Here is a 16,058-nt window from a genome sequence, read left to right on the forward strand (position 1 = left end):
GCACGGATGGCGTCGCTCACGCCGCTCGCGTTCGCCGCGCTCGGGCTCCTCGCCGAGGCCCCGATGCACCCGTACGAGATGTTCCAGACGATGCTGCAGCGTCGCGAGGACCAGAACGTCAAGGTCCGGCCGAGCACGCTCTACCACCAGATCGGCCGCCTCGTGGAGCTCGGGTACGCCGAGGCACTCGGGACCGCGCGCGAGGGCAACCGTCCGGAACGGACGACCTACGCGATCACCGACCACGGCCGTGCTGCGCTCGAGGACGGCCTCCGACGGATGATCGCCGAGCCGGCCGACGAGTACCCGGAGTTCCAGCTCGCGGTGTCCCACGTCGACAACCTGAGCGCCGAGGACGCGGCGACCGCCCTCCGCGCACGCGCCGAGGCACTCCGCGCGGAACGCGAGGGGTACGACGAAGCCGCCACGGGCCTCCAGGCCAAGCGCCTGGCCGATCGCTTCTGGCTGGACGTGTCGTACGTCCGTGCCATGCTCACCGCGCAGATCGAGTGGCTCTCGGCGACCGCCGACCGCATCGAGCGCGGCGACCTCCCCTGGGACGGCCCGGCCGTCCCCACCACAGCAGACGACGAGACGAAGGAACACACTCGATGACCACCACCGGCGCGACGCCGACCACCCGGAACACGGGCACCGAGAAGAAGCCGTGGCCCGCCCTCTGGGCACTGGTCGTCGGCTTCTTCATGATCCTCGTCGACTCGACCATCGTGTCGGTCGCGACCCCGACCATCGCCGCGAAGCTCGACGCCGACATCAACTCGGTGATCTGGGTGACGAGCGCCTACCTGCTCGCGTACGCGGTGCCGCTGCTCATCACGGGGCGGCTCGGTGACCGCTTCGGCCCGAAGGTGCTGTACCAGACCGGCCTCGTGGTGTTCACGCTGTCGAGCCTGTGGTGCGGCCTCGCCGGGTCGATCGAGGTGCTCATCCTCGCCCGCGTCGTCCAGGGCCTCGGTGCCGCGATGATGACCCCGCAGACGATGGCGGTCATCACGCGCATCTTCCCGCCGCAGAACCGCGGCGCGGCGATGGGCCTCTGGGGCGCCGTCGCCGGTGTCGCGTCGCTCGTCGGCCCGATCGTCGGCGGGCTGCTCGTCGACGGCTTCGGCTGGGAGTGGATCTTCTTCGTGAACGTCCCCGTCGGCGTCGTCGCGTTCGTGCTCGCGCAGCGCTTCGTCCCGTCGTTCGAGCGGCACGGGCACCGGTTCGACTACCTCGGCATCGTCCTGAGCGCGGCCGGCATGTTCCTGCTCGTCTTCGGCATCCAGGAGGGCGAGACCTACGACTGGGGCACCATCACCGGTCCGATCTCGGTCTGGTCGCTGATCGTCGCCGGCGTCGTCGTCCTCGCCGCGTTCGTCGTGTGGCAGGGCGTGCAGAAGGGCGAGCCGCTGCTGCCGCTCGGGCTCTTCAAGGACCGCAACTTCACGCTCGCGAACATCGCCATCACCTCGGTGGGCGTCGCGATCTCGTCGTTCGCGCTGCCGATCATGCTGTGGGCCCAGGACGTCCTGACGTTCAGCCCGACCCAGGCGGCGCTCCTGCTCGTCCCGCAGGCCGTCCTGTCCGCCGGCCTCGCGCCGCTCGTCGGCAAGAACCTCAACCGGTGGAGCCTCCGCTGGGTCGCGGCGTTCGGCCTCGCGTGCTTCTCGGGCGCCCTGTTCTGGTTCGGCTCGCTGCTCGCATCGGGCGCGGCCTGGGGTTGGGTGCTCCTGCCCTCGACGTTGCTCGGCCTCGCGAACGCCTGCATGTGGGGTCCGCTGTCCGTCTCGGCGACGCGCAACCTCCCGCCGAAGCTCGCGGGCGCCGGCTCGGGCGTCTACAACACCACGCGCCAGATCGGTGCCGTCCTCGGTTCGGCCGGCATCGCCGCGCTGATCGAGGCCCGGATCACGGCGAACTTCCCGTCCGGCTCGGGCGGCTCGACGGGTGGCGTGGCCGAGCAGCAGGTCGGCACGCTGCCGGACTTCCTGCAGCAGCCGTTCGCGACGGCGATGGGGCAGTCGCTCGCCCTGCCGGCGCTGGTGCTGCTCGTCGGCATCGTCGCGGCACTGTTCCTCGCGAAGCCGAAGCAGACCGTCGCGTGGCACCAGACGGGCTCGGTCGCGACGCAGGACGCCCAGGCGACCGTCGCCGCGCCGTCGTCCGCGGCCGCCGCTGCGGGCACGGAGCGCCACGGTGTGCATTCGGCCGCTGCCGCCCCGGAGACCCCCGAGGCCGAGCTCGCCGCGACCGACCGCCACGGGCGGCACGCCGAGGCGTAGCCCGGGCCGGACCGAGCCCCCGCGAGCGACCGATCCCGAACGACGTCGCCGTTGTCGAACGACAGCGGCGACGTCGTTCGTCGTTCGTCGTGGTGTCGCCGAGCGAGTCGGTGACCGTGGGCAGCCGCGTCCGTCGGTGGCCGCACGCCGCGGCGGGTCGGTGGCCGCTCGCCGCGGTGCGGGAGCGACGAAGCACGCGTCGATCGACACGCGCGGCGTCGAAAGATGCCCGTGCATCGGATGCGGGCGCATCGAGCGACGAAACACGTGTCGATCGACGCACACGATGTCGATCAGGTCGCACGACCGCGACCGCCGCCGTGACCGTGGATCCGCGGCCGTGCCCGTGCCCGTGCCCGCGGCCGTGCCCGTGCCCGTGCCCGCGTCCGCGGCCACGGCACCGACGGCCGACTACCCGCGCCGCTCGAGGTGCGCCCGGGTGAGCGCCGCCATCTCCTCGTCGGTGAGGTCGTCGACGGCGCGGGCCTCGCGGCGGTCGGTCCGCTGCCACCGGACGAAGAGCGAGATGAGGACCGGGATGTCCGCGACCTCGGCGATGAACCACAGCAGGTCGCCGGCGAGGTGCTGGTCCTGCAACGGCGACGGGTACCAGGCCTTCCCGACGAGCACCGTGGTCGCTCCGTCCAGCACGTGGTTCGTGATCCGCAGGACGATGCCCGGGATCGCGTCGAGCATGAGCTCCACGAACGCCAGCAGGAACTCCACGGTCACGAACGTCGACGACCGCAGGATCCCGGGCTCGGACAGGGGAGCGAGCAACCCGAACCCGAGCACCGGAACGAGCACGGTGATCGCCACCGCCCACACCGGCGACGTCCGGATCGCCGCCGACAGTGGGGTCAGGAGCACGCAGAACATCGCGAGGGCGACCAGCGGCGACACGATCGCGTTGCCGAGGACCCGGACCGGACGCGACCGGAGGGCGGCCGTGGCTGCCTGCGCGAGGCGATCCGGGCCTCCCGTCCGGAGCAACGAGACGGGCGCGGCCAACGCGGCGAAGGTGGGGACCGCGAAGAAGAGCACCGCCAGCCGGAGCACGAACGCCCACCGGAGGTGCTCGGCGTAGACGCCGACGATGCCGAACTGCGCGACCCCGAACAGTGCGAGTGCGACGACGAACGCGAGGGTCCGCCACCACGGCCACCGGACTCCGCGGCGGACGGCGCCGACCAGCCACCAGCCGTAGGCGACCGCGGCGACGCAGATCATCGCGGCCGCGAGCGGATCGAACCGCCACGTGGACCAGAACTCGGGTGTCGACGGCGTTGGGTGCCTCCTGCGGATCGTGCTGCCGCATTCATCCTCCGCCCGGCGTGCGCGACCGAGGTCCCTCCGGGGCTCCCCGGTGGTGAGAACGGGTTCAGATCCGGGTGACGCCCACCGCCGGCGTGGTCCGCGTCAGCAGCCAGACCCCGAGCGGTACGAGGAGTGCACCCGCCAGGGCGACCGGGAACGAGAGGTGCAGCTGCATGACCGTGAAGGCCGGCCCGACGGTGCAGAGCGCCGCGACGACGAGGACCGGCCAGGCCGGACGGTCGGTCCCGGGCACGAGGCGGGGGAGTGGGCGGTCGAACCACCGGAGCGCCCGGGCGACGGCGATCGCGACCCCGAGCAGCACCACGAGCGCGACGGGGCGGGTCGCCCACCAGACGGTGCCGCCCGGCTCGGGGAAGGGCAGACCGACGAGGAGCGCCACACCGTTGAGCGCGATGAACATCGGCAGGTGCCAGAGGTAGATCGCCATGCCGTCCCGGCCGACGAGGAACACCGAGGCCTGCGCCGCACGCGTCCGCATCAGACGTGTGAGCGGCCCGTGGACGAGGTGCACGAGGCACGCCTGGGCGACCGCGAGGAACGCGAGCGGCAGCATCGGCGGGTTGAGGTCCTGCAGCATGTCCGGTGCCCAGAGCCCCACCGAGGTCATCGGCACGAGGGCCAGGTACGCGGCGGCCGCGACGGCGACGAGCAGCACGCGAGACCTCCGGGCGAACCAACCGTCCGCCCAGAGGAACCCGAGCTGCTGCGCGAACAACCACACCGGGCCGAGGTTGAGCAGGCCGACCTCCGCCACGCCGGTCGCGAGACGGACGGCGTCGACCGCGGCCGCGAGCACGAGGAGGGCGGCGAGGGTCCGCCACGGAGCACGTTCGTGCAGGCGGACCATGAGCGGCACGCAGCACTGCGTGATGCCGTAGGCGGCGAGGAACCAGAGCGGGGAGCCGATGCCGAACGCGACCTCGGCCAGGAGGTCGGCGGGCGTACCGGCGGCGGTGGCGGCGCCGAGTCCCGCGGCGAGCACGACGAAGAGCGGTACCGCGGGTCGGAAGAGCCGGACGAGCCGGGTGGCCCACCAGTCCCGGGCTCCGCCCCCGCGGGTCATGGTGCTGCGCCAGCCGACGATGCTCGCGAAGCCACCGACGACGAAGAACAGCGGCATGACCTGACCGATCCAGGTCGCGGCGACGTACCAGTCGAGCTCCTGGAGCGGGCTCGTGACCGCGATGCCGCCGTCCGACGTGCCGACCCCGACCATCGTGACGTGCACGAAGACGACGAGGACGACGCACGCGGTCCTGATGAGGTCGACGACCAGGTCCCGCTGCACGATGATCCCCCGGACGTCCTGTGCGGTGTGTGCCCGTTCCGGCACGCTCTGCTGCGAGGACATGCTCGGACGCTACCGCCGCCGAGGGCGTCCACAGCTCCGCCCCAGCTGATCGCCGCCGTTTCGTGACCCGTTGCATGCCGCCACCGGCATGCAACGGGTCACGGCTCCCGACGGTCCGTGGTCGGCCGCTCGTCGCCCGGGGCCTACGCGCGCCTCAGTACCCGGGCACCGAGCCCGGCGAGGACCGCGCCGAGGACGGGGAACACCAGGAACACCCACCACTGCGTGAGCCACTCCGGACCCGCGAACACCGCGGTGGCGAACGAGCGTGCCGGGTTGAGGGAGGCGTTCGACACCGGGATGAGTGTGAGGAGCAGCACCGTGAGCGTCGCCCCGATGACCAGGGGTGCCGGTACCGCGCTGCCCGCGCTCCCGGTCACCCGCAGGATGACGGTGACGAACAGGGCCGTCGCCAGGGTCTCCCCGACGGCGACGCCGAGCAGCGAGAACCCCGCGGGGCTCTGCGACCCGAAGCCGTTCGAGGCGAAGCCCCCGTCGAGCGTCGCGGCGAGGAAGTCCCCGCTGCCCTGACCCGCGATGAGCAGCAGCGCGCCGGCTCCGATCGTCCCGCCGACGACCTGGGCGATCGCGTACGGCACGACCTCGGCCCAGCGGTGTCGCCCCGCGACCGCGAGACCGACCGTGACCGCGGGGTTGAAGTGCCCGCCGCTGATCGGGCCGAAGGCGCTCGCCCCGATCATCACGGTGAGCCCGAGCGTCAGGGCGACGCCGAGCAGGCCGACGCCGAGGGTGTTGTGCTCGTCGGGGAAGACGGCCGTGTAGTTCGCCGCGCCGATGAGCCCGAGGACGAGGAGGAACGTGCCCGCGGCCTCCGCGGCGAGGCGCACCGGAAGGCGCGGCGAGGGCGGGACGGCGGAGGTCGCGGTGTCTGGTGTTGCGTTCATGTCCGACCGTTCGGTCCCTGGTCGGCCGGGGACTGGTGCTACGCTGGACGAGTTGTCTTGACTGCTGCAAGAGAAGGAGTGCGTGTGGAGGATGCAGAGCTGCTGCGCTCCGCGGGCCTGCGCGTCACGACTCCGCGCCTCGCGGTGTTGCGCGCGACGGAGCGGATGCCGCACGCCACCGCGGACGCCATCGTCTCCGCGCTCTCGGCCGAGCTCCCGACGACGAGTCACCAGGCGGTGTACGGCGTGCTCGCCGCACTGGCCGGGGTCGGGCTCGTCCGCCGCATCGAGCCCGCCGGCAGTCCCGCACGCTACGAACGGCGCACCGGCGACAACCACCACCACATCGTCTGCGCCGTGTGCGGTGCCATCGAGGACGTCGACTGCGCCGTCGGGCACGCGCCGTGCTTGACGCCGTCGGAGACGCACGGCTTCGCGGTCACCACGGCCGAGGTCACCTACTGGGGGATCTGCGAGCGCTGCGCTGCGGCCGAGCGGGACGACGCACCGGTCGAGGGCGGCCTGGCCGAGGGCGCACCGGGCGACGACGCCCCGGCCCCCGTCGACGCAGGCACCGCGACCAACCGGCCCTGACAGGCGACCCCCCGGCCCGGCTCCGAACCGGGACCACGAGCAACCCGAGCACCCTGACCGAACCAACGTTCCGAGGAGGAACCGTGTCCGACCAGAACACGACGACCGGCCAGCCGGCCGGCACCCCCACAACCACGACCAACAGCGGGGCTCCGGTCTCCAGCGACCAGCACTCGATGGGTGTCGGCGCCGACGGCCCCCTCGCGCTGCACGACCACTACCTCGTCGAGAAGCTCGCCCAGTTCAACCGTGAGCGCGTCCCGGAGCGTGTCGTCCACGCCAAGGGCGGCGGCGCGTTCGGGACGTTCACCGCCACGCACGACGTGTCGCAGTACACGCGCGCCGCGTTCCTCCAGCCGGGCAAGCAGACCGAGACGCTCGTGCGCTTCTCGAGCGTCGCCGGGGAGCAGGGCTCCCCGGACACCTGGCGCGACCCCCGCGGCTTCGCGCTGAAGTTCTACACCGAAGAGGGCAACTACGACCTCGTCGGCAACAACACCCCCGTGTTCTTCATCCGCGACGGCATCAAGTTCCCGGACTTCATCCGCTCGCAGAAGCGCCTGCCGGGTTCGCACCTCCGCGACCACGACATGCAGTGGGACTTCTGGACGCTGTCGCCCGAGTCGGCGCACCAGGTGACGTGGCTGATGGGCGACCGCGGCCTCCCCGCCTCGTGGCGTGAGATGGACGGCTTCGGCTCGCACACCTACCAGTGGATCAACGCCGACGGCGAGCGCTTCTGGGTGAAGTACCACTTCATCACGCAGCAGGGCCACAAGACCCTCACGCAGGAGGACGCCGACCGCATCGCCGGTGAGGACGCCGACTTCCACATCCGCGACCTCCACGCTGCGATCGAGCGCGAGGACTTCCCGAAGTGGACCCTCAAGGTGCAGGTGATGCCGTACGCGGACGCCGAGTCCTACCGCTTCAACCCGTTCGACCTGACGAAGGTGTGGCCGCACGCGGACTACCCGCTCATCGAGGTCGGCGAGCTCGAGCTCAACCGCAACCCGGAGAACTACTTCGCGCAGATCGAGCAGGCGACCTTCGCCCCGTCGAACTTCGTGCCCGGCATCGCGGCGAGCCCGGACAAGATGCTCCTCGCGCGCATCTTCAGCTACGCGGATGCCCACCGCTACCGCGTCGGCACGAACCACGCGCAGCTGCCGGTGAACGCCCCGAAGAACGAGGTGCACTCGTACTCGAAGGACGGCGCCATGCGCTTCGACTTCCAGAAGTCGGAGGTGCCGGTGTACGCGCCGAACTCGCTCGGTGGCGCCCACGCCGACCCCGCCGCCACCGACGAGGTTCCGGGTTGGGAGTCGGACGGTGCGCTCCAGCGCTCCGCGGCGACCCTGCACCCGGAGGACGACGACTTCGGACAGGCCGGCACCCTCTACCGCGAGGTGCTCGACGACGCCGCGCGTGAGCGCCTCGTCGGGAACATCGCCGGTCACGTCTCGAAGGTGACCCGCGACGACCTGCGCGAGCGCGTCTTCGCCTACTGGACGAACGTCGACGCCGACCTCGGGGCGCGTGTGCGCGCCGCCGTCGCGCCGAGCGCGCCGGGATCGAACGAGGACCCGGAGAAGGTCGCGGTCGAGGCGTAAGCCCGGCCCAACCACCTGACGGACGGGAGGCACGGTGCCAGCTGGCACCGTGCCTCCCGTCCGTCGCGGGGCCGCGTGAGGCCACGAAACGCGCGCGTTCCGACCCCGCGCGCGTCGATCGACGCGCGTCGCGTCGAAACGCGCGCGTTTCGTCGAGCCGTGGGAGACCCTCGCTAGACCTGCTGGGCGTTCAGGTGGACCGGTCCGGCGGGCCAGTCCTCGAGGGGCGCGGCCACGGGGAGGACCATCCAGCCGCCCTGTTCGGTCATCGGCATCCCCGCGCCCTCCGCGGTGAACGCGGTGTAGTCGGTCACGACGTCGTCGAACACCTGCCAGCCGACCTTCGCGTAGAACGGGACGCGGTCCTCGCCGGTGCCGAGGAAGCCGAACGGGACCGCGAGTCCCTCGAGGACGCCCCGCGCGCGTTCCATCAGGTCGCGGCCCATCCCGGTGCCCTGGAGGCGCGGACTCACGGCGACGAGACCGGTGTCGCCGACGAGGACGTCGCGGCCGCCGACGGTGACGAACATCCGTCGGATCCCGACGTGCGCGAGGACCACTCCGTCGTCGTCCCGGGCGATCACCCGGCGTTCGGGCTGCATGCCGCTCCAGCTTCGGCTGCCCACGAACCAGTGCGACCAGTCCGAGAACGCCTGCGCCAGCAGTGCCGTGATCGCCTCGTGGTCGGCGAGCGTCAGTGCGCTCTCCTCGACCACCTCCCACCGGGTGTCGTCAGTCACGGGGCCAGTCTGCCGGAGGGGCGGTCGGCGGTGCTCAGCCGTGACCGGGAGTGGTCACCTCGATGCGGTTCGCCCACGGGTCCTCGAACGCGACCGTCCGTCCGTCGTCGGCCAGCTGGACACCGTGGTGGCGCATGCGCTCGGTCAGCGAGCCGAGGTCGTCCGTGCCGGGGACCTCGATGCGCACCAGGCCGAGGCCGAGGGCCAGCTGCCGACGGCCGGCGCCGCGGGAGTTCCACGTGTTCATCGCCATGTGGTGGTGGTAGCCGCCGGCCGACACGAACAGCGCTTCGCCCCACCCGGCGGTCGTCGCGAAGCCGAGCTGCTCGACGTAGAAGGCCTTGGCCGTGGCGACGTCGCCGACGGAGAGGTGCACGTGGCCGACGCGTCCGGGCCGTGCGGCGGCGTCGTCGAGGGCGTCCTGGGTGAGGTGCTCGCGGAGGAACGCGTTCGGGTCGAGGAAGATCGTGGCCATGTCGACGGTGCCGTGCGTCCACGACCACTCGGTGCGGTCCCGGTCCCAGTAGAGCTCGACGCCGTTCCCCTCGGGGTCGGCGAAGTAGAACGCGTTGCTGACGAGGTGGTCGGCGCTGCCGGTGAACGACTGCGGGTACCGCGTGGCGACGGAGTACAGCGCAGCGGCGAGGTCGGCGCGGGTGTCGAACAGCACCGCGGTGTGGAAGAGTCCGGCCTCGTGCGCGCCGGCGTGCTGCAGTTCGGGCGCGTGCTCGAGCACGAGGATCGGCACGACTCCGCGGCCGAGGACCGTCCGCCCGTGGTCCGACGTCAGGATGCTGAGCCGGACGCCCTCGGTGTAGAAGGCCGTCATGCGGTCGAGGTCGGCCACGCGGAGCGTGACCGCGCCCATGCCGGTGTCGGCGGCGAGGAGGTCCTGGGTCTGCATGGATCAAGTCTCGGACCCATTTGGTTGACGCGTCAACCAAATGGGTCCGAGACGGCGACGGATCGCATCGCACTCGGCGTCCTGTCGGCGAGGACCGGTGCGGTGAGGCCATGATGGACGGATGCCACGACGTCCGGACCCGCGAGACCTGCCGGTCGAGCACGTCCGCGATCGGATGTCGTCGTACATCTACGGCAACATCACCGTGCTCAGCGCCGCCATCGCCGTCGGTCCGGCCGAGATCGAGCACGGCGCGGCGGTGCTGACGGTGCTCGCGACGGCGGTGCTGACCTACCTGGCACACGTCCTGGCGCACCTCGTCGCACACGGGATCGGCGCGGACCGCGACACCGACGACGACGTCCGACGCGAGAGCGCGGTGGTGATCGCTCGGAACGCCAACCCGATCGCGACCTCCGGCCTCATCCCGGCCGTGCTGTACGCCGCGGCCTGGGTGGGGTGGCTCCCGGCGGAGTGGGCGCAGATCGCCGCGGTCGTCATCCTCGTCGTGCGCATCGGGCTCGTCGGCGTGTTCATGCAGCGGTTCTCGGGGGCGCGTCCGACGTTCCTCGGGCTCTGGGGCGGCATCGTGCTCGCCGCGGTCGCGTTCGTGATCGGACTCGTGAAGGTGGTGCTGACGCATTGAGTGACGCGACGAGTGGTGCGACGACCGAGGGCAACGCGAAGCAGCGGAGCGGCTGGCGCTTCCTCCGCGACCTGGCGATCATCGTCGTCGCGGCGCTGATCGCCTCGTTCCTCGTCAAGACGTTCCTGGTCCGGTCGTTCTACATCCCGTCGGAGTCGATGGAGAACACCCTCCTCGTGGGCGACCGGGTGCTCGTCAACGAACTCGTCCCCGGGCTCGTGCCGTTGCAGCGCGGTGACGTCGTCGTCTTCACGGACCCGGGCGGCTGGCTCGGGACCGGCCAGGGCGACGACCTGATCAAACGGGTGATCGGGCTCCCGGGCGACCGGGTGTCCTGCTGCGGGGCCGACGGGCGGCTCTCGGTCAACGGGAAGGCCGTGGACGAGCCGTACGTCGTCCGCGAAGCCGGATCCGACCGGGTCTCCGGGACCGACTTCGACATCACGGTGCCGAAGAACCACATCTGGGTCATGGGCGACAACCGGTACGACTCCGCGGACAGCAGGGCGCACGGCTCGGTGCCCGTCGACGACGTGGTGGGCCGCGCGTTCATCACGACGTGGCCGGTGTCCCGGTGGACCGTGCTGTCCCGCTACGGCGACGAGTGGGACCGGGTCCCCGACCGGGCGACGCGCTGACGGGACAGGGCAGGCAGCGCCGGTCGTGCCTCGTGCGACCGCACTGCGGCGCGTTCGGGGGTGTCGTGGTCGGAGCGCCCACCCGGTAGCGTGCTCCCCATGCCGACGGACGATGCTGCGTTCGAGTACCAGACCGGCGGCGACGACGAACTCTCGGTGCGGCGCATCCGGACGAACGGCCCACAGGCCGGCACCATCGGACCGCGCCCCGACCACGTCGTGTTCTGGCTCGCGGACGGGCACGCCGTCGTCACCGCGGACGACGGCGAACGCTGGGAGGTCCGTCCCGGGCAGCCCGTGGTGCTCTCCGCGTCGGTGGCCTACGCCTTCGAGACGGACGCCACGGCCATGACGCTCCTGCACGTCGCACCGGCGTTGCTCGGCGACGCGGACGAGTCGTTCCGGTTCGTGCAGCCGGACCCCACCGACAACCGGACCGAGCCCCTGCGGACGCTGCTGCGCGACGCCGTCGACCGGGTGCTCGACGACGAGCTCCCGGACGCCGAGCGTCGAGCGCTCAAGCGCCGCGTGGCCAGGGTCGTCCTCTCCACCTACACCCGTGCGCGGTCGGACGTCGAGCAGCGCATGCACCGCGCGATCGCCTTCGTGCACGAGCACGCGAGCGACCCGATCACGGTCGCGGACATCGCGGACGCGTGCGGGTTGAGCGAGCGGGGCCTGCAGGACCTCTTCCGCCGGCGGCTCGCGATCACGCCGATGCACTACCTGCGCGAGGCCCGGCTGGACCGGGTGCACCTGGAGCTCGCGACGGGCGGCCGCCGGATCGTCACCGTGCGTGAGGTCGCACACCGGTGGCAGTTCGCGCACCTCGGGCGCTTCGCCGCGGCGTACCGAGCCCGCTTCGGGGAGAGCCCCCGTGAGACCCTCGCCCGGACGGCCGGTCGGCGCGGCTGACCGCTCCGCAGCGTGGCCGCGGGCGGGACGATCGGCTGACAGCCGCTCAGCAACCCGTCGTCGTCAGAGTGACGGTCGCCACCGATCCGTTCGACACCGTCGCGTGCTGCGTGCAGAGGTCCGCCGCACGGACGGTGACCTCGCCGAGGGGGACCCCGGCGAACGCCGCAGTGCCGCCCGGGAACACCCGCTGGTGCTCGGCGAGCTTGCCCGTCGCGGCGAACACCTTCACCTCGTAGGGGCGCTGCGCGGCGTTCCCCGACACCGTGACCGTGATCTGCCCGGTCGAGTCGTGGGCACCGCAGCCCGCCAGGGTCAGCGCAGCGGCAGCACCGAGCACGAGCGACGTGGCGACACGGCGGAGCGGACGGCGGACGACGGGGCGGAGCACCGACCCAGGCTACGCCGTCCCGAGGAGCCACCCGTTGTCCGCGGCCACCCGGAGCGCCTCGGTGGCGTTCCGGGCGGTGGTCTTGCCGATGGCGGCGGACAGGTGGTTCCGCACGGTGCCCTCGGACAGGTGCAGTGACGCGGCGACCCCGGCGACCGTGGGGCTCGTGCGGAAGGCGATGAGGACGTCCGTCTCGCGCGGGGTGAGCGGTGAGGGGCCGGCGGCGAGCGACTCGGCGGCGAGCACGGGGTCGACCACGCGGAACCCGCCGGCGACCCGTCGGACGGCGTCGGCGAGCTGTTCGGCTGGTGTGTCCTTCACGACGAAGCCGGCCGCCCCCGACTCGAGGGCACGGCGGAGGTACCCGGGCCGTCCGAAGGTCGTGACGATGAGGGAGCGGCAGCTCGGGAGGTCCCGGGCGAGCGCGGCAGCGGCGGTGAGGCCGTCGGCGCCGGGCATCTCGACGTCGAGCAGGGCGACCGTGGCACCCGATGCCCGAGCCGCCTCGACGACCTCGTCACCGCGGGCCACCTGGGCGACGACGTCGATGTCGGGTTCGAGGGAGAGGAGCGAGGCGAGGGCGCCGCGCACGAGAGCCTGGTCGTCGGCGAGCAGCACCCGGATCGTGTCGGTCATCGTCGGCCCTTCCGTTCGACGCGCAGCAGGAAGCCCCCGAGGTCGCTCGTGCCGGTGGTGACGGTCGCGCCCACCGCGTCGGCCCGCTCCCGCAGCCCGCGGAGCCCGTTGCCGCCGACACCGGCCACGAGCGACGCCCGCCCGGCCCCGGCGCCGCCGGCCCCGGCGCCGCCGGTCTCGGTGCCGCCGGCTCCGGCGGCCCCGGCCCCGTCGTCCTCGATCGTCAGCGCCGTCCGGGTCAGGGTCACCCGCACTTGGGTGGCCGCCGCGTGCCGCAGGACGTTCGTCACACCCTCCCGGAGCACCCAGGCGAACAGGCTCCGGACGTCCCGCGCCGCCGCCGTGCCGTCGGCCGGCAGATCGGCCTCGAGTTCGGCGGCCGTCAGCGCGGCGCGGGCGGACACCAGCTCGGCGTCGAGGTCGGCCTCCCGGTACCCGCTGACCGCCTGGCGCAGCCCCTGCAGCGCCTCGCGGGAGAGCCGTTCGACGTCCTGCATCTCCGCCTTGGCCCGCGCGGGGTCGACGTCGACGAGCCGGCCTGCGAGCTCGGACTTCATCGCGACGACGGTGAGCGAGTGGCCGAGCACGTCGTGCAGGTCGCGCGAGAACCGGGTCCGTTCCTCGACGACGGCGAGCCGGGTGAGTTCGTCCTGTGCGACGTCGAGCTTGTCCTCCGCCTCGCGCTGCCGACCGAAGAACAGCATCGATGCCCCGACCGAGACCGTCACGACCGGCGCGAACAGGAGGCCGCTGGCCACCGCGCTGTCCCACCCGAGCGACGCGGCCACGACGACCTGGGCCACGATGACGGTGAGGATCCCCACCCCGGCGACCCAGAAGCGCTCCGCGACGAAGCCGGTCAGCGCGGCGACGAGGAGCCACGTCCAGACCGCGAGCGGCCCGACGACGAGCAGCAGCAGCCCGGCGAGGGCCGCGACCCCGGCGAGCACGAGGACCCGGGTGCGCATCCCGCTCCGCCACATCAGCTCGGGTGCGAAGAGGTACGCCGCGTACAGGACGAACAGTGCGAGCGTCGACCAGACGTGCGCCTCGAACGACCGGCCGTCGTTCCAGACGGCGACGAGTTCGAGCACCTGCCACAGCAGCGCGAACACGGCGCCGCCGTACCAGCGGCGCCGGCCGGCGCGGATGACGTCCTCGGTCGCGCCCGGCGGGACGGCCCACGGGAACGAACGGGGCGACGGCCTGGAGGCACGGCGCGCCTCCGCCCCGTCGCTCACGGCGACGGGGCGGGTGCGGGAGTCGGTCATGTCGGTCAGCGTAGGGCCACCGCTCACTGGCGCGCCGCGTCGCGGCGGTAGCGCCACACGATCACGGCGGCCAGGGCGACCGCCCAGCCCGTCAGGACGAGCGCCGGCTCGACCATGCCGGTGCTGCCGGTGGCACCGGCACCCATCTGGCCGATGCGGTTGAGCCAGAACGACGGCAGCAGGTGCGCGACCGAGCCCATCCAGCTCGGCATGATCGACAGCGGGACCCAGAGACCACCGAGGATGGCGAGCCCCATGAACACGACCATGAAGAGCGGCTGTGCGAACGACGGCTTCGCGAACTGTCCGATGAGGATCGCGATGAGGGCGAACGGGACGACGCCGCACCAGATGCCGAACGCCGCCGCGAGCCAGTGCCCGGGGTCGAGGGACGCGTGCAGGGCCACCACGGACACCGTGATCGTGATGCCGATGGACAGTGCCGCGAACGCCATCGCCGCGATGACCTTGGACACCATGAAGCCCCAGCCGGACAGCGGCGTGACGCGGAGCTGGCGGTTCCAGCCGATCGAGCGCTCGTTGACGATGGCGAAGGCCTGGCTGAGCGCGGCCATCATCGCGCCGTACGACGCCATCTGCAGCGTGGTGACGGTCAGGTAGCGCAGGCCGGTGGACTGGTCGAGCTGCGACCCGTAGGCGGCGCCGAACACCAGGAGCATCACCACCGGGATCGCGAAGGTGAACACCATCGCCTTGACGTTGCGGAGCTGACGGGCGGTCTCGAGGGCGACGTAGCGGATCGGGAGGCGACCCCGGACGGTGCGGGCGAGGGGACGGAGGGCGGGAGCGGCGACGGTGGTCGCGGTCGTGCTGGTCATGCGGAGACCTCCTGTGGGTCGGCGGTGAGGGCGAGGAAGGCGTCGTCCATGGTCGAGGCGACCACCTGGACGTCGTGCGCCTCCGGGAACGAGGTGAGGAGTGCCCGGAGCGTGTCGTCGCTGCGGTCGGTGCGGAGCGTGACGGATTCGTGCCGTGCCTCCAGGCCGGTGACGCCCGGCAGGGCGCGCAGGGCGACGTGTGCGTCGGGGCCGACGCCGGCGAACCGGACCGACCGGCTGGACGCGATGGCCTTGATCTCGGTCGGGGTGCCGTCGGCGACGACGCGACCGGACCGCATGATGACGATGCGGTCGGCGAAGGTGTCGGCCTCGTCGAGGTAGTGGGTGGCGAAGACCACCGTGCGACCCGCGTCGGTGAACTCGTGCATCGACGACCAGAAGGTGTGCCGGGCCTCGACGTCCATCGCCGCGGTCGGTTCGTCGAGCACGAGGAGCTCCGGGTCCGAGACGACCGCGACGGCGAACCGCGCCCGCTGCAGCTGCCCGCCGGAGAGCTTGTTCACCCGTCGTCCGGCGATCTCGGTGCACCGGGCCCGCCGGAGGGCCTCGTCGACGGGCATCGGGGTGCGGTGCGCGGCGCCGACGAGGGCGACCACGTCGCGGACCGTCATGTCCGGCAGCAGCGCGCCGCCCTGCAGCATCGCCCCGACCCGCCCGTCGACCACCGCCGCACGGGGGTCCTCACCGAAGAGACGGACCTCGCCGGCGGTGGGCGTGGAGAGCCCGAGTGCCAGGTCGACCGTCGTGGTCTTGCCGGCGCCGTTCGGCCCGAGGAGCGCGACGACCTCGCCGCGACGGATCGTGAGGTCCACGCCGTCGACGGCGTGCACGGCGCCGAAGCGCTTGTGGAGACCGCGCAGTGCGATGACCGCGTCGTCTGGGAGTCCTGTGCTGTTCATGGGCACCAATCTCGCGCCGATCGGGTCGCCGCACCGCTGCCGTCCGTCACGACGTCACCGTGACAATCGTCA

General features: G+C 72.3%; 17 protein-coding genes. 7 read left to right on the forward strand and 10 right to left on the reverse strand.

Annotated features, from left to right (window positions below):
- The first annotated feature begins 6 nt into the window (after positions 1-6).
- Both ACRQ4C_RS03340 and ACRQ4C_RS03345 read left to right on the forward strand, forming a co-directional pair.
- Complete coding sequence (locus ACRQ4C_RS03340) at positions 7-615, forward strand: PadR family transcriptional regulator (protein WP_290132833.1); 609 nt, start codon at positions 7-9, stop codon at positions 613-615.
- Positions 612-2,285: a DHA2 family efflux MFS transporter permease subunit gene (locus ACRQ4C_RS03345; RefSeq protein WP_439690114.1), complete on the forward strand. Its 1,674-nt coding sequence runs from the start codon at positions 612-614 to the stop codon at positions 2,283-2,285. The genes ACRQ4C_RS03340 and ACRQ4C_RS03345 overlap by 4 nt, the downstream gene beginning before the upstream one ends.
- Positions 2,286-2,696: 411 nt before the next feature.
- On the opposite strand, the gene ACRQ4C_RS03350 is transcribed toward ACRQ4C_RS03345, so the two are convergent.
- The 3 genes from ACRQ4C_RS03350 to ACRQ4C_RS03360 all read right to left on the reverse strand — a co-directional run bounded on the left by ACRQ4C_RS03350 (position 2,697) and on the right by ACRQ4C_RS03360 (position 5,879).
- Positions 2,697-3,515, reverse strand: a complete 819-nt coding sequence (locus ACRQ4C_RS03350; protein ID WP_439690115.1) for a cytochrome c oxidase assembly protein — start codon at positions 3,513-3,515, stop codon at positions 2,697-2,699.
- Between the two features lie 151 nt (positions 3,516-3,666).
- Positions 3,667-4,974 carry an acyltransferase family protein gene (locus ACRQ4C_RS03355; RefSeq protein WP_439690116.1) on the reverse strand — a complete coding sequence of 436 codons (1,308 nt, stop codon included), beginning with the start codon at positions 4,972-4,974 and terminating at the stop codon, positions 3,667-3,669.
- Positions 4,975-5,117: 143 nt separating this feature from the next.
- Entirely contained in the window at positions 5,118-5,879 is a 762-nt protein-coding gene (locus ACRQ4C_RS03360; RefSeq protein WP_439690117.1) for an aquaporin, read from the reverse strand.
- An 84-nt stretch (positions 5,880-5,963) separates the two neighbouring features.
- Between ACRQ4C_RS03360 and ACRQ4C_RS03365 the strand changes: the two genes are divergently transcribed.
- Positions 5,964-6,473 carry a Fur family transcriptional regulator gene (locus ACRQ4C_RS03365; protein ID WP_439690118.1) on the forward strand — a complete coding sequence of 170 codons (510 nt, stop codon included), beginning with the start codon at positions 5,964-5,966 and terminating at the stop codon, positions 6,471-6,473.
- Positions 6,474-6,556: 83 nt separating this feature from the next.
- A complete protein-coding gene (locus ACRQ4C_RS03370; protein ID WP_439690119.1) occupies positions 6,557-8,086 on the forward strand; it encodes a catalase in 1,530 nt (509 codons plus the stop codon).
- Positions 8,087-8,259: 173 nt separating this feature from the next.
- Here ACRQ4C_RS03370 and ACRQ4C_RS03375 read toward each other — a convergent pair whose 3' ends face one another.
- Positions 8,260-8,826: a GNAT family N-acetyltransferase gene (locus tag ACRQ4C_RS03375; RefSeq protein WP_439690120.1), complete on the reverse strand. Its 567-nt coding sequence runs from the start codon at positions 8,824-8,826 to the stop codon at positions 8,260-8,262.
- Positions 8,827-8,860: 34 nt separating this feature from the next.
- Positions 8,861-9,730, reverse strand: a complete 870-nt coding sequence (locus ACRQ4C_RS03380) for a VOC family protein (RefSeq protein ID WP_439690121.1) — start codon at positions 9,728-9,730, stop codon at positions 8,861-8,863.
- Positions 9,731-9,851: 121 nt separating this feature from the next.
- Between ACRQ4C_RS03380 and ACRQ4C_RS03385 the strand changes: the two genes are divergently transcribed.
- The 3 genes from ACRQ4C_RS03385 (at position 9,852) to ACRQ4C_RS03395 (ending at position 11,929) form a co-directional block, all read left to right on the forward strand.
- Positions 9,852-10,376: a hypothetical protein gene (locus tag ACRQ4C_RS03385; protein ID WP_439690122.1), complete on the forward strand. Its 525-nt coding sequence runs from the start codon at positions 9,852-9,854 to the stop codon at positions 10,374-10,376.
- On the forward strand, positions 10,373-11,014 hold the full coding sequence (gene lepB, locus ACRQ4C_RS03390; protein WP_290132819.1) for a signal peptidase I: 642 nt from the start codon (positions 10,373-10,375) through the stop codon (positions 11,012-11,014). Before ACRQ4C_RS03385 ends, lepB begins: the two co-directional genes overlap by 4 nt.
- Before the next feature lie 99 nt (positions 11,015-11,113).
- Positions 11,114-11,929, forward strand: a complete 816-nt coding sequence (locus ACRQ4C_RS03395) for a helix-turn-helix domain-containing protein (protein WP_439690123.1) — start codon at positions 11,114-11,116, stop codon at positions 11,927-11,929.
- Positions 11,930-11,975: 46 nt separating this feature from the next.
- On the opposite strand, the gene ACRQ4C_RS03400 is transcribed toward ACRQ4C_RS03395, so the two are convergent.
- Genes ACRQ4C_RS03400 through ACRQ4C_RS03420 form a run of 5 tightly spaced genes read right to left on the reverse strand, consistent with a single transcriptional unit; the run spans position 11,976 to position 15,986 of the window.
- Positions 11,976-12,320: a hypothetical protein gene (locus tag ACRQ4C_RS03400; protein ID WP_290132817.1), complete on the reverse strand. Its 345-nt coding sequence runs from the start codon at positions 12,318-12,320 to the stop codon at positions 11,976-11,978.
- A 9-nt stretch (positions 12,321-12,329) separates the two neighbouring features.
- Complete coding sequence (locus tag ACRQ4C_RS03405; protein ID WP_290132816.1) at positions 12,330-12,956, reverse strand: response regulator transcription factor; 627 nt, start codon at positions 12,954-12,956, stop codon at positions 12,330-12,332.
- Positions 12,953-14,227, reverse strand: coding sequence for a sensor histidine kinase (locus ACRQ4C_RS03410; protein ID WP_439690124.1), 1,275 nt, complete (start codon positions 14,225-14,227; stop codon positions 12,953-12,955). Before ACRQ4C_RS03410 ends, ACRQ4C_RS03405 begins: the two co-directional genes overlap by 4 nt.
- Positions 14,228-14,250: 23 nt before the next feature.
- On the reverse strand, positions 14,251-15,066 hold the full coding sequence (locus ACRQ4C_RS03415; RefSeq protein WP_439690125.1) for an ABC transporter permease: 816 nt from the start codon (positions 15,064-15,066) through the stop codon (positions 14,251-14,253).
- Positions 15,063-15,986 carry an ABC transporter ATP-binding protein gene (locus ACRQ4C_RS03420; RefSeq protein WP_439690126.1) on the reverse strand — a complete coding sequence of 308 codons (924 nt, stop codon included), beginning with the start codon at positions 15,984-15,986 and terminating at the stop codon, positions 15,063-15,065. Before ACRQ4C_RS03420 ends, ACRQ4C_RS03415 begins: the two co-directional genes overlap by 4 nt.
- Positions 15,987-16,058 lie beyond the last annotated feature (72 nt).

The organism is Curtobacterium sp. SP.BCp, assembly GCF_051903255.1.
Lineage (GTDB): Bacteria > Actinomycetota > Actinomycetes > Actinomycetales > Microbacteriaceae > Curtobacterium.

Bases quoted from the DNA above. Each gene is read 5' to 3' on its own strand.
- ACRQ4C_RS03340 (WP_290132833.1), top strand. From the start codon at position 7: ATGGCGTCGCTCACGCCGCTCGCGTTCGCCGCGCTCGGGCTCCTCGCC.
- ACRQ4C_RS03345 (WP_439690114.1), top strand. From the start codon at position 612: ATGACCACCACCGGCGCGACGCCGACCACCCGGAACACGGGCACCGAG.
- ACRQ4C_RS03350 (WP_439690115.1), bottom strand. From the start codon at position 3,515: ATGATCTGCGTCGCCGCGGTCGCCTACGGCTGGTGGCTGGTCGGCGCC.
- ACRQ4C_RS03355 (WP_439690116.1), bottom strand. From the start codon at position 4,974: ATGTCCTCGCAGCAGAGCGTGCCGGAACGGGCACACACCGCACAGGAC.
- ACRQ4C_RS03360 (WP_439690117.1), bottom strand. From the start codon at position 5,879: ATGAACGCAACACCAGACACCGCGACCTCCGCCGTCCCGCCCTCGCCG.
- ACRQ4C_RS03380 (WP_439690121.1), bottom strand. From the start codon at position 9,730: ATGCAGACCCAGGACCTCCTCGCCGCCGACACCGGCATGGGCGCGGTC.
- ACRQ4C_RS03385 (WP_439690122.1), top strand. From the start codon at position 9,852: ATGCCACGACGTCCGGACCCGCGAGACCTGCCGGTCGAGCACGTCCGC.
- ACRQ4C_RS03395 (WP_439690123.1), top strand. From the start codon at position 11,114: ATGCCGACGGACGATGCTGCGTTCGAGTACCAGACCGGCGGCGACGAC.
- ACRQ4C_RS03405 (WP_290132816.1), bottom strand. From the start codon at position 12,956: ATGACCGACACGATCCGGGTGCTGCTCGCCGACGACCAGGCTCTCGTG.
- ACRQ4C_RS03410 (WP_439690124.1), bottom strand. From the start codon at position 14,227: ATGACCGACTCCCGCACCCGCCCCGTCGCCGTGAGCGACGGGGCGGAG.
- ACRQ4C_RS03415 (WP_439690125.1), bottom strand. From the start codon at position 15,066: ATGACCAGCACGACCGCGACCACCGTCGCCGCTCCCGCCCTCCGTCCC.
- ACRQ4C_RS03420 (WP_439690126.1), bottom strand. From the start codon at position 15,986: ATGAACAGCACAGGACTCCCAGACGACGCGGTCATCGCACTGCGCGGT.